The sequence below is a fragment of the Nocardia niigatensis NBRC 100131 genome, assembly GCF_000308655.1.
Taxonomy (GTDB): Bacteria; Actinomycetota; Actinomycetes; order Mycobacteriales; family Mycobacteriaceae; genus Nocardia; species Nocardia niigatensis.
Genome location: NZ_BAGC01000048.1, coordinates 141,020 through 153,294, shown reverse-complemented (window position 1 = coordinate 153,294; position 12,275 = coordinate 141,020). Strand labels below are relative to the sequence as shown.

General features: G+C 70.1%; 8 protein-coding genes and 1 pseudogene. 2 read left to right on the top strand and 7 right to left on the bottom strand.

The genetic code is table 11. The annotated features are described in order from the left end of the window. Positions 1 to 542, bottom strand: a 542-nt coding sequence (locus tag ON33_RS23530) for a DUF6542 domain-containing protein (protein WP_373281055.1), incomplete at its 3' end; no start/stop codon positions are given. Positions 543 to 781: 239 nt separating this feature from the next. Further along, entirely contained in the window at positions 782 to 1,924 is a 1,143-nt protein-coding gene (locus tag ON33_RS23525; RefSeq protein ID WP_040861199.1) for a DNA recombination protein RmuC, read from the bottom strand. 313 nt (positions 1,925 to 2,237) lie between these two features. Here ON33_RS23525 and ON33_RS23520 point away from each other — a divergent pair. Both ON33_RS23520 and ON33_RS23515 read left to right on the top strand, forming a co-directional pair. Beyond that, positions 2,238 to 3,398 (top strand): annotated as a pseudogene (locus tag ON33_RS23520) (exonuclease SbcCD subunit D); the annotation flags it as partial. Between the two features lie 547 nt (positions 3,399 to 3,945). Next, on the top strand, positions 3,946 to 7,077 hold the full coding sequence (locus tag ON33_RS23515) for an AAA family ATPase (protein WP_040861198.1): 3,132 nt from the start codon (positions 3,946 to 3,948) through the stop codon (positions 7,075 to 7,077). Between the two features lie 128 nt (positions 7,078 to 7,205). On the opposite strand, the gene ON33_RS23510 is transcribed toward ON33_RS23515, so the two are convergent. The 5 genes from ON33_RS23510 to ON33_RS23495 form a co-directional block, all read right to left on the bottom strand. Continuing rightward, a complete protein-coding gene (locus ON33_RS23510; RefSeq protein ID WP_040861197.1) occupies positions 7,206 to 7,475 on the bottom strand; it encodes a DUF2277 domain-containing protein in 270 nt (89 codons plus the stop codon). Between the two features lie 107 nt (positions 7,476 to 7,582). After that, a complete protein-coding gene (locus ON33_RS23505; RefSeq protein ID WP_040861196.1) occupies positions 7,583 to 8,101 on the bottom strand; it encodes a methylated-DNA--[protein]-cysteine S-methyltransferase in 519 nt (172 codons plus the stop codon). Next, positions 8,098 to 9,600 carry an Ada metal-binding domain-containing protein gene (locus tag ON33_RS23500; RefSeq protein ID WP_040861195.1) on the bottom strand — a complete coding sequence of 501 codons (1,503 nt, stop codon included), beginning with the start codon at positions 9,598 to 9,600 and terminating at the stop codon, positions 8,098 to 8,100. The genes ON33_RS23505 and ON33_RS23500 overlap by 4 nt, the downstream gene beginning before the upstream one ends. A gap of 67 nt (positions 9,601 to 9,667) precedes the next feature. Beyond that, positions 9,668 to 9,838: a YbdD/YjiX family protein gene (locus tag ON33_RS39910; RefSeq protein WP_245550678.1), complete on the bottom strand. Its 171-nt coding sequence runs from the start codon at positions 9,836 to 9,838 to the stop codon at positions 9,668 to 9,670. Positions 9,839 to 9,914: 76 nt separating this feature from the next. Next, positions 9,915 to 12,197 carry a carbon starvation CstA family protein gene (locus ON33_RS23495; protein WP_040861194.1) on the bottom strand — a complete coding sequence of 761 codons (2,283 nt, stop codon included), beginning with the start codon at positions 12,195 to 12,197 and terminating at the stop codon, positions 9,915 to 9,917. Between the last annotated feature and the right edge of the window lie 78 nt (positions 12,198 to 12,275).

Genomic DNA, 12,275 nt, shown 5'->3' with positions numbered 1-12,275 from the left:
GAGCGGGTGCGCTGGGCGCGGGCGCTGCCGGGGCGGGTGGCACGGGCCCGGGCGGTGCGCGGTTCGCCGGTCGCGCCGTCCTTGCTCTCGCGGAGGTGCAGCCCGATGCGGACCCCACCGGCGATCAGCACGATCACGGTGGCCAGGGCCATGGTGGGGAACCGATTCACCAGTGGGATGGCCAGGTTCAGCAGGATGTCCTTCAGCTTGAGACTGCCGGCGGACCCGAATAGGAATTGGTAGGCCAGCGGCACCGCGAAGAAGAGCAGCAGCGGCGGCAGTACCAGCGTCGTGAACAGTCCCCGGTAGCGGACCGCGAGCACGGCCACCACGCAGCCGGCCACATACAGCGTGGCGAAGGATCCGGTCAGTTCGTTGCCCTGTGGTCGAGTACCGGCGCTCTGAGCGTCGATCAGGAGCCCGATGAACGTGCACGTCACAGCGATCAGTACGGCGGCTCCGGCGGGGACGCCGGGAACCGACGGCAGGATCGAACGGTGCGACGGGGGCACCTCGGTTCGCTCGCGTTGGGTAACTGCCACGTCAAGCACACTAGGGCATATCGGTGTTTGGCGAGGCAGGCGACATCACACGGGTATGCGGAAGCTCTGTCCAATTTGCCCTCCGCTGCGCTCCGGGCGGGTTCGCGGCGCTGGATGTTCGTTCTTCCCTCCTTCGCTCCTCCGCTTCGCTCCCCCGCTACGTCAGTCCGGAACGAGACGCGCCGCGAACCTTTCCGCGCCGGTAAAACGGCCGCTCAACGGGGCAGACGTGTCCAGCCTCAGCCGTCGCGATCCGTCGCATCTGCGAAGCCGACTGCGCGCGGCCAGCTCTCGACCCTGCGGACTTCAGGCACTGGGCCGTCCGCGATCTCCAGGTCGTGCAGTTTCCGGGCGGTCACCATGACCCGCGACTCCACCGACGCCACCGTGTGGTTGTAGGCGTCGACGGCCTTGCCCAGCTGCGCGCCCAGCCGGTCCAGGTGGCGGCCGGTGGTGCCGAGCCGGGTGTAGAGCTCGCGGCCCAGCTGCTGGATCACCGCCATGTCCGCCGACAGCGCCTCCTGCCGCCAGCCCAGCGCGACCGTGCGCAGCAGGGCCATGAGTGTGGTGGGCGTCGCCAGGACCACATTGCGACCGAAGGCGTACTCGAGCAATCCCGAGTCGGTGGTGAGGGCCGCGTCCAGGAACGGATCGCCGGGCACGAACAGGACCACGAACTCGGGGGAGGGATCGAAGGCCGCCCAGTACTCCTTGGCGGCCAGCTGATCCACATGGTTGCGCAGATGCCGGGCGTGGCGGGCCAGATGGTCGTCGCGCTCGCGCGGGTCCTCGGTACCCGCCGCATCGAGGAAGGCGGTGCAGGGCACCTTGGCGTCCACCACGATCTGGCGGCCGCCGGAGAGGCGGACCACCAGATCCGGGCGCACGACCGTATCGCCGCGGCGGGTGACCTGGGTGTCGAAATCACAGTGCCGGGCCATGCCGGCCAGCTCGACCACCCGCTCGAGCTGGATCTCGCCCCAGCGGCCGCGCACCTGGGGCGCCCGGAGGGCGGCCACCAATTGACCGGTCTGCGTGGACAACTGGTGGGACATCCGCTGCATGCCCGCAACCTGTTCGCGCAGCCCGGAGTACGCGTTGATGCGGTTGTGCTCGACCTCGCGAATGTGACGGTCGAGGCTGCCGACCGCCTCCCGCAGCGGATCGACCAGCGCACCGATGGCATGGGACTGCCGTCGCGCCGCGTCCTCGCTGGCCGCGCCGAGTGATTGCCGCAACAGCCGCTCGTTGTCCCGCACGGCCGCCAGCCGCGCCTCGGCCACCGCCGCGCGCTGCCCCGCGCGCGCGGCATGCCCGAGCCAGCCCAGGGCCAGCCCCGATACGAACACCAACAGCAGCGCGAACAGCATCGGTGCGGTCATGGCCAGAGATAGTGCCGGACCCCACCGACAAAGCTGTGCCGCCTCTCCGAGACTTTGGCGGATGACTGTGAGCCGTGGCCCGTTTCGCACCCGTGCCGGCGGTTGGGTGACGATCCGATGCTGGCCGTACCCGGTGAGTTATCCCGACCGTTGCGAAATCAGTTGTCGCCCTGGCATACGCAAACCAGCGTGGTGTGCGCAGACGCGCACAGAGCTCTGCGGCGCCGTGCGCAGCGCTATACAACGGCGTGTTCGTTAGGACTCGCCAGGGTACGGCCCAGTCTGTCGGGGGGATCTAATAGCGTCTTCCGGCATGCGGATCCTGCACACCTCCGACTGGCATATCGGGCGCACCTTTCATGGCGTCGATCTGCTGCCCGATCAGGAGTGCTCACTGCAGGCCATCGCGGAATTGGTGCGGGCCGAGGGGGTGGATGTGGTGGCGCTGCCGGGGGATGTGTACGACCGTTCCATTCCCAGCGCGGATGCGATCGCGGTGTGCAATCGGGGATTCGAGGCAATTCGGGCGGCGGGGGCGACGATTGTCGCCACCTCCGGTAATCACGACTCGCCCACTCGGCTCGGTGCGCTCGGCAGTTTCGCGGCGGCGGGCGGATTGCATTTGCGCTGCCGGATCGCGGATGTGGCGCGGCCGATCATGCTGTCCGATTCGTTCGGTGAAATTGCCTTCTACGGCATTCCGTACCTGGAGCCGGAGATCACCCGGGCGGAATTGGGCGTGCCGCAGGCGCGTTCGCATGCCGAGATCCTGGACGCGGCCATGAGTCTGGTGCGCGCGGATCTGGCGGGGCGGCCGGGGACGCGGTCCGTGGTGCTGGCGCACGCCTTCGTGGTGGGCGGCGAGGCCACCGGGTCGGAGCGGTCCATTTCGGTCGGGGGCGTGGAGACGGTGCCGCTGTCGGCCTTCGCGGGGATCGACTATGTGGCGCTCGGCCACCTGCACTCCCCGCAGACTCTGTCGGAGTCGGTCCGCTATTCGGGTTCGCCGCTGCCGTATTCGTTCGGGGAGCGCTCGCACCGCAAGGCGGTCTGGATCGTCGATCTCGACGCGTCCGGCCTGTCCGCCGTCCAGCGTCACGATCTGCCGGTGGTGCGCGGCCTGTCGCAACTCACCGGCCCCCTGGAATCCCTGCTGGAATCCCCGGAGCACGCCGAAGCCGAATCCCACTATGTCTCGGCCACCCTCACCGACGAGGCACGCCCGGTGGACGCCCTGCGCCGCCTCCGTGACCGCTTCCCGCACGCCGTCCACGTGGAATGGCAACGCCCCGAGGGCAACCAGGAACTCCGCTACCGCGAACGTGTGCACGGCCGCCGCGACACCGAGATAGCCCAGAGCTTCCTGTCCGACGTCCGCGGCACCCCCACCCCTGGCGAAATGACCTGGCTCGAACGCGCCTTGGCCGCCGCCACCCGCGAATCCGACAGCCCCCGCAGCCTTCCCACACCCGCCGCAACCGCCGCGCCGGTTTCTCCGCCCGCGGTCGCCGAAGCGTTTGCGGTGCCTGTCGAGGCCGTGTCGGGTGATCCGATCGCCGCAGGTGTCGAAGGTGATGTGGCTGCCGCGCTGGTCGTCTCCGTCGTGGCCGACGGACCGGCCGACGGCGGTGCAACGAGTGCCACTGTGCCGGTTGAGGTTTCCGCTGTCGGGGATGGTGCGTTGTTCACTGCGCCCGATGGTGCCGATGCGCCGGGGGCGGGTGCCGGACTCGGATCGGTGGGTGTCGCTCGGGTGGACGGTGGGGCCGAGGTCGCGGCGCGGGTGGTGAGTGCGGCCGGGTTCGATGGGTCGGTACGGGGGGCGGATGCGGCGGAGGCCGATGCGGCGCTCGGGCTGTTCGATCTGGGGGATTTCGGGCTGGAGCTGGGTGAGTCGGGCGAGGCGTCCGATGGGATGACCGCATGAGTCTTGGGGCGCAAGGGTTTTCGGCGTGTCCTGCGTGGGTTGAGGGGTGCGCGGTTGTTGGATGGGATATGGCGTTGAGGGAAGGGGGCGCCGGGTGCGGCTGCATCGGCTGGAGCTGACGGCGTTCGGTCCCTTCGCCGAGACGGCGGTGGTGGACTTCGACGAGCTGGGTGCGGACGGGCTCTTCCTGCTGCACGGGCAGACCGGGGCGGGGAAGACCACGGTGCTCGATGCCATCGCGTTCGCGCTGTACGGAAGCGTGCCGGGGGCGCGGGGCGATATCAAGCGGCTGCACTCCGACCATGCCGACGAGCAGACCCCGCCGCGGGTGCTGCTGGAGGCGACGGTCGGCGGCCGGCGGCTGCGCCTGACCCGGTCTCCGGAGTTCCAGCGGCCCAGCAAGCGCGCCAAATCGGGCTGGGTGAAGGAGAACGCCACCGCCACCCTGGAATGGCTGGACGGGCGGGGCCAGAATCTGTCCCGCATTCCCGATATCGGCGAAGAGGTGCTGCGCCTGCTGGGCATGAGCGCCGACCAGTTCTTCCAGGTCGTGCTGCTGCCCCAGGGCGATTTCGCCCGATTCCTGCGTGCCGACAACGAGGAACGCGAGAAGCTGCTCGAAAAGCTCTTCGACACTGAACGTTTCGGCACCGCCGAGCAGTGGCTGATCGACAAGCGCCGGGCGAGCTCCACCGATCTGGAGTCCCGCAAGCACCGCATCGATCGCCTCATCGGCCAGGTCGGCACCGCGGCGGGCCTGCCCGCCACCGAAACCGCCGGGCTGCTGGAGTCGGTCGGCTGGTCGCAGTCGCTGCTGGCCGCCGCCCGCGCCCACCTCACCGAGACCGCGTCCGATCTGGCTGAGCGCCAACAGGATTCGGCCCGGGTCCGCAGCGCCGCCGAGGCCGAGCGTCGCCGTCACGAGCTCTTCGGCCGCCGCACCGCGGCCCGCGCCCAGCTCGCCGATTTCGCCGCCACCGCCGACCAGCGCGCCGCCCGCCAGTTCGAACTCGACCGCGCCCGCCGCGCCGAGCCGGTCGCCGCCGCGCTCGCCGAGGCCCGCGCCGCCGCCGTCACCCTGCGCCGCCGCACCGAGGACGCCACCCACGCCGCCGAACAGCTGGCCGATCGCCTGCTCGAACCGGCCAGCGCCGAACTCCCCGGAACGACCTGGGCCGCAGCGGATCTCGCTGCCGCCGAACTCACCGGCTCCGATCTCGCCGCCGACCTCGAGGACATCGCGTCGGGCCTCGGGGAAGATATCGTCTCGGGGCTGGAGGCGGCTGTGCAGCGGTGGAGTGCGCAGGTGGGCGTGCTGGACGAGGTTCGGGCGGACGCGGATTCGGCCACCCGGCTGACGCGGGAGCTGGCCGGTTTGCGGTCCGAGCAGGCCGATCTCGCCGCCCGGGCGGGCAAGCTGGCACAGCGGCTGGGGGAGTTGCCGGAAGCTGTTGCGGGGGTGGAGGCCCGGTTGCGCGGGGCCGCGGATGCGGCGGCCCGGCTGCCCGGGCTGGAAGCCGAGCTGCTGCGCTTGCGCACATCGGCCGAGGCGGCCGTGGAGCTGGAGCGGCGACGCGGCGAACTCGTCCGCGCGGGAACCGCTTTCGAGCGGGCCCGGAACGCGCACACCGCGGCCTGGAAGCGTACGCAGTCCCTGCGTGAGCAGCGCATGGCCGGAATGGCGGCCGAACTGGCCGAGTCGCTGACCGACGGGGAGCCCTGCGCGGTGTGTGGTTCCGCTGAGCATCCCGACCCGGCGCGGCCGGCCGCGCACGCGGTGTCCAAGGCGGACGAGGACGCGGCGCTGGCCGCGGAGCGGAAGGCGGAGGCCGAGCGGGAACGGGCGAGCCAGGCGGTCGCCGAGCTGGAGCGGGCCGTCGAGGTGCTGGTCGAGCGTGGCGGCGATGTGGACAAGGCGGAACTGGCCGTCGCCCTTAATGATTCGGCCCGCCGGTGCACCGAGGCCAAGGAGATCGCGGGTCTGGTGGACGGACTGACCGCCGAACTGAGCACCCTGCGCGCGGATCAGACCCGGCTGCAGGACGAGGCGCGGGAATGCGAAAGCCGTTCCAGCGCGACGACGGAGCGGATCGTCGCCACCGATCGGCGGCTGGCCGAACTCACCGAGCGGCTGCGCGCCGCCGCCGGCGCCGACGGCACTGTCGATCGCCGCCGGGGCCGGCTGGCGGCGCTGGTCGAGGAGGCCACCACCGTGCGGTCCGCCCGCGTCGAGGCGGCCACCGCCCGTGAGCAGCTCGCGGCGGCCGCCGTCCGCGTCGAAAAACTGTCCTACGACGCGGGTCTGGTGGATTCCGCGCCGCCGGTGATGGGCGAGTCCGGGCCGGACTACGGTGTGCTGGGCGAGTATGCCCGCGCCGTCGACGCCGCCTCCCGCACCGCCGCGCAGCAGACGGCCATCGAGGACGAACTGGTGGCCGCCGACCGTGCGCGCGCCCATGCCGAGGCGGTGCTCGCCGAGCCGGACATCCAGGCGGCCGGTGACGCCGAACCGAGCGATCTGGGCGCATTGGAAACCGCTGTCGCGCAGTCGGAATCGGAGTTGAACCGGGCCGTCGCCGCGAATGCGGAGGCCGCCCGGCGGGTCGCCGACCTCCAGGGCTTGTGTGCCGAGCTGTGGGCGGCGGTCGAGCACATCGCCCCGTTGCAGCGCGCCCACGACGAGCTGGCCCGGCTGGCCGAGGTGGTGGCGGGGCGCGGCGAGAACAACCGCCGCATGTCCCTGCGCTCGTACGTCCTGGCTGCCCGCCTCGAGGAGGTGGCACTGGCAGGTTCGGTGCGCTTGCGCCGAATGTCCGGCGGCCGTTACGAATTCGTCCACACCGACGCCGCGGGCCCCCGCGGCCGGCGCGGCGGGCTGGGCCTCGATATCCGCGACGACTACACCGGCGCGATCCGTCCCGCCAAGACCCTCTCCGGCGGCGAGACATTCATGGCCTCCCTGGCCCTCGCGCTGGGCCTGGCCGATGTGGTGTCGGCCGAATCCGGCGGCCTGGTCATGGACACCCTCTTCATCGACGAGGGTTTCGGCAGCCTCGATGCCGACACCCTCGACGCCGTCATGGGCGTCCTCGACGAACTACGCTCCGGCGGCCGCGTTGTAGGCGTGGTCAGCCACGTCGACGAAATGCGCCAGCGCATCCCCAGCCGCCTGCACGTGATTCGCGGCCGCACCGGCTCCCGCCTCGAAACCTCCGTCGGCGCCTAGCCCTTACGGCGGACGGCCGACTGGAACCGCCCGGGCCGGCACCGGCTACCGGTCGCGGTATTCGCGGCGGGTCGGAGGTTACCCCGTGAGCTGAGTCATCGGCCGGTGTGACTGGGCGCGCGCGGTTGTCAGCGGGCGAAGCGGGTTTCGGCGCGGGCCCGGGCCTTGGCTGCCTCGACTTCGCGGTCCTTGGGCGGCGCTGTGGTCGTCAGCCCGGCGAGCAGACGGGCGGTGGCGGCGGTGATCTCTGCCACCGCCAGGTCGAAGGCAGCCTGGTTGGCCTGGGAGGGTTTGGTGGCTCCGCTGATCTTGCGAACGTATTGGAGGGCGGCCGCGTGCACCTCGTCCGGGGTGGCCGGCGGCTCGAAGTTGTGCAGGGTGTGGATGTTGCGGCACATGGCTGCCACGGTACGCCCGGGCACCGACGCGCCCCGGGCGCCGAGGTGGTCGGGGCGTTGTCGCGACCAGCGCACGCGGCAGGCTCGGCCGCTTCGAGCGGGAGGTCTTACGGGGATTCGTGGTGAAGCAGCCACCGTTTGATCGGCAGGCCGTAGCGGAAACCGCCGAGGCTGCCGTCGGTGCGGATCACCCGGTGACAGGGCACGAAGAGCGCTGCGGCATTGCGGGCGCAGGCGTTGGCGGCCGCGCGGGTGGCGGCGGGCCGCCCGGAGATGGTGGCGAAGTCGGTGTAGGTGACGGGCGCCCCGGCCGGGACCTTGCGCAGGATGTCCCACGCGTGGGTGAGGAAGGGCCCGGAGTGCTGGCGCACGGTGATGCCGTCGATGGCCGTCAGGTCTCCGGCGTGGTATTCGGTCACCGCCTCGGAGACCGGGCCCAGCGAGTCGTAGGCGCGCAGCGCGGCGGGCCGGAGGGTCGGGTGGATGAGGCTGCGGAGTTCCTCCGCGTCGGCGGTCCAGCCGGAGGCGAGGACGGCGCCGTCGGCGTCCACGATCGCGGTGAAGGGTCCGGCCGGTGTCGTGGTGGTGGTGAAATCGGCGGCGGCGGTGCGTTTTTCGGTGCTCACTGCGGGGTCCTCCGGTTGGCCTCGACCGGGTGGGCGAGGGCGTGTTTCCACAGGTGCATGGTGAGGTAGGAGCGCCACGGTGACCAGCGGGCGGTATCGGCGAGGTCGATGCCGAGCAGTCCCGCGCCGCGGCGCACGACCAGGTCGGAGGGCAGGAGTACGTCGGGATCGGCGAGTAGTCGCATGGTGACGTAGTCCGCGGTCCAGGGCCCGACGCCGTCGAGGGACAGCAGGTCGCGGCGTAGTTCACTGGCGGTGCGGCCGGCGTGCAGCACGAGGTCGCCGGTGGCCAGCGCCTTGGCCGCGCCGACGATGGCCTCGATACGCCGGCTCGGTCCGGTCAGTACCTCGGAGCCGCGTTCGGCGATGGCCTCGGCGGTGGGGAACAGGTGCGGGATCGGCCCGGCGATGGCCTCACCGAGGCCCTGGACCAGTCGCGCGGTGTGGGTGTTGGCGGCCGCCACGGAGATCTGCTGTCCGATCATGGTGCGCAGCAACAGTTCCGGGCCGTCCATACAGCCTGGGACGCGGATCCCCGTGGGTAGCACGGCATTCGGAGCGCCTGGGAGCGCTGGGCTGCCCGCCATCCCGGCGGCCATGGCCTCGTCGATGCCGATCGGGTCGGCGTCCAGATCCAGGAAATGCCGGATGCGGGCGACGGTCGGCGCGAGGTCGCGCATGTCCTGCAGCGACAGTGACGCCCGCACGTGGCCGGGCTGGATGGACAGCCGAACGGTGGTGTGGCCGTGCGGTGTTCGCAGGCTTCGGCTGTAGACGCCGTTCTCCCACAGTTCCAGGCCCGGCACGGTGTGCGCGGACAGGAACCATTCCAGCCACGACGCGTCGAGCGGTTCGCGGTAGGGGAGTCGCAGGGTGAGCAGCCCGTTGGTGGCCGGGAGCGTGTCGCCGCGCAGTCGCCGGGATTCGTCGCGCAGCGTGGTCGGGCTGACCGCGAACACTTCGCGCACGGTGTCGTTGAACTGCCGGATGCTGGCGAATCCGGCCGCGAAGGCGATGTCCGACATGGGCAGCCGGGTGGTCTGGATGAGCAGCCGCGCGGTGTGCGCGCGGTGGGCGCGCGCCAGGGCCAGCGGGCCTGCGCCGAGTTCGCTGGTGAGGACCCGGGTGAGCTGGCGCTGGGAGTAGCCGAGGGCGTCGGCGAGGGCGGGCACGCCGCCGCGTTCGATGACGCCGTCGCCGATCAGCCGCATGGCGCGGGAGGCCAGATCGGCGCGGGTGTTCCACAGTGGCGAGCCGGGCGCGGCGTCGGGCAGGCAGCGGCGGCAGGCGCGGAAGCCGTGCTGCTGCGCGGCGGCCGCGGTGGGCAGGAAGGTGACGTTGGCGCGTTTGGGGGTGATGGCCGGACAGGAAGGGCGGCAATAGATTCCGGTGGTGCGCACCGCGGTCACGAACTGCCCGTCGAACCGGGCGTCCCGGGTTGCCACGGCGCGGTAGCAACGCTCGAAATCCAAGTCGTTCGCACTCACGCATACCACCATGTCAGTCCCGGGCGACCTCCGCTAGCGGGTATCGGACATCACCGTTGGCGGAAAACCGCCACCCGTGTCAACAGCACCGATTTGCAGGGTTCTTTGTGGCGGCCGCATGCCGCTCGCGCCAGTACTGGCGTTCGCTGGGAATCTCGCGCCCCGGATGGTGAAGTCGCAGGTGATCGACATAGCGGGCATAGTCGTTGCCGCCGAGGATCGAGTTGAACCACCAGGCAACGGCTTTCACGGCCCGGACGAGAGCGAGCCCCGCCCGCCGCAGCGGACCTGCGGTGAGCGGGGCTTCCGGAGCACTCATCGGCGCGCTAATGACTGCCGACCGTGGCCGCGCCGGGTACGGGGATCTTGCCATCGGTGATCAGGGTGTCCCATTCCTGCTGGACCTCCTTCTCCGCCTTGGTGGCGAGAAAACCGCTGGGGCCGAAGATCTTCGACGGCACCTCCGGTGATTCGGTGGTCTCGCCGCCGCCGGCCCGGATGGCCTTCACGATCACCCACAGCGCCACCAGCGCCACGATCAGGACCAGCGCCGCGAACACGATCGACAGCGTGCCCTGGATGAAGGTGTTGTGCACGACCTTGTTCATGTCGTCCATGTTCTTCGCCGGGGCCACCACCTTGCCGGCGTCGCGGGCGACGGTGAAGTTGTGGTGCTGAGTCCAGTACCCGATGTTCTTGTCGCCGGAGAAGATCTTCTGCCACGACGCGGTCATGGTGACGATGAGATCCCACACCAGCGGCACCGCGGGAATCCACGCCCACTTCAGCAGGCCCTTCTTCACCACGATCACCAGCACCACGGTCAGCGCGATGGCGGCCAGCAGCTGGTTGGAGATGCCGAACAGCGGGTAGAGGGTGTTGATGCCGCCCAGCGGATCGGTGACGCCCATCAGCAGCACCGAACCCCACAGCCCGACCACGACCGCCGAGCAGATGAACACGCCCGGCCACCACGACGGATCCTTGAACTTCTTGGCGCCGGGCAGGTTACCGAGGGCGTCGGAGACCATGAACCGCGCGACGCGGGTGCCCGCGTCGATGGTGGTGAGGATGAACAGCGCCTCGAACATGATCGCGAAGTGGTACCAGAACGCCTTGAGGCTGTTGCCTCCGATGAACTGGTGCATGATCTCGGTCATGCCGATGGCGAGGGTCGGCGCGCCACCGGCGCGGGAGTAGACCTTGGTCTCGCCGACGCCCTGCGCGGTCTCGTTGAGGAAGTTCGCGTCGATTGGGTTGCCGCCCAGGCCGAGGCCGTTCACCTTGTCGGCCGCCGCGCCCGCGCTGGTGAGCCCGCCGGTGTTGATGGCGAAGTACAGGTGCTGGTCCAGGATGGACGCCGCGATGATCGCCATGACCGCCACGAACGACTCCATGAGCATGCCGCCGTAGCCGATCATCCGTGCCTGCGACTGCTTTTCGAGCAGTTTCGGGGTGGTGCCCGAGGACACCAGTGCGTGGAATCCCGACAGCGCGCCACACGCGATGGTGATGAACAGGAACGGGAACAGGCTGCCCGCGAAGGCCGGGCCATTGCTGTTGTGCGCGAATTGAGAGACCGCGGGGGCCTTCAGCACCGGCATGGTGACCAGCACGCCGACGGCCAGCAGGGCGATTGTGCCGATCTTCATGAAGGTGGACAGGTAGTCGCGCGGGGCGAGCAGCAGCCACACCGGCAGCACCGAGGCGATGAAGCCGTAGATGATCAGCATCCATGAGATGAAGGTGGCGGAGAGTGTGAACCAGTCCTGGCCCCAACCGGATTGGGACACCGGGTTGCCGAGCAGGATGGCCGCCAGCAGCAGCGCGAAACCGATGACCGAGACCTCACCGACCTTGCCGGGCCGGATGAAACGCAGGTACACCCCCATGAAGAGGGCGATCGGGATGGTCATCGAAATGGAGAACACACCCCACGGGCTGCCGCCCTCGAGCACGCCGGTCTTCGGATTCGGTGTCGCCGCAAGGGCGTTCACGACCACGATGCCGAGCACGGCGAGCAGGATCATCATGATCACCAGCACCGCCACGATGGCCGCGATGCCGCCGACCACGCCGAGTTCCTCGCGCGCCATCTGGCCGAGGGTGCGGCCGCGGCGCTTCACCGACGCCCACAGCACCAGGTAGTCCTGGACGGCGCCGGCCAGCACCACGCCGACGATGATCCAGATGGTGCCGGGCAGATAGCCCATCTGCGCGGCCAGCACGGGACCGACCAGCGGGCCCGCGCCCGCGATGGCGGCGAAGTGGTGGCCGAACAGGACCCGCCGGTCCATCGGCATGTAGTCGCGGCCGTTCTCCATCTCCTCGGCGGGAGTGGCGACGTCGTCACGCGGCTTGGTGATGCGATGTTCGATGAGCCGGGCGTAGAACTGGTACGCGATCACATAGGTGCAGATCGCGGCGACCACGATCCAGACGGCGTTCACGTTCTCCCCGCGGGCGAAAGCGAGGATGGCCCAGGCGATCGCGCCGATCACGGCGATGGCGAGGAAGATGCCCTTCTTGGCGGGCGTCATGGGGGTCCGGTCCACGACACCTACCGGAGGTAGGTCGGGGTCCGTCCGGAGGTATTCGATGGTCGCCATGCGACAACTCTCCCTGCGGTACTGCGGTTTCTAACTGAAATGGTCACAACGTAGCCCAACCGATAGCCGAGTGAACCG

What these genes read in the sequence shown, in the direction of transcription:
- ON33_RS23525 (WP_040861199.1), bottom strand. Translation starts at nt 1,924, where the DNA reads ATGACCGCACCGATGCTGTTCGCGCTGCTGTTGGTGTTCGTATCGGGG.
- ON33_RS23510 (WP_040861197.1), bottom strand. Translation starts at nt 7,475, where the DNA reads ATGTGCCGCAACATCCACACCCTGCACAACTTCGAGCCGCCGGCCACC.
- ON33_RS23500 (WP_040861195.1), bottom strand. Translation starts at nt 9,600, where the DNA reads ATGGTGGTATGCGTGAGTGCGAACGACTTGGATTTCGAGCGTTGCTAC.
- ON33_RS23495 (WP_040861194.1), bottom strand. Translation starts at nt 12,197, where the DNA reads ATGGCGACCATCGAATACCTCCGGACGGACCCCGACCTACCTCCGGTA.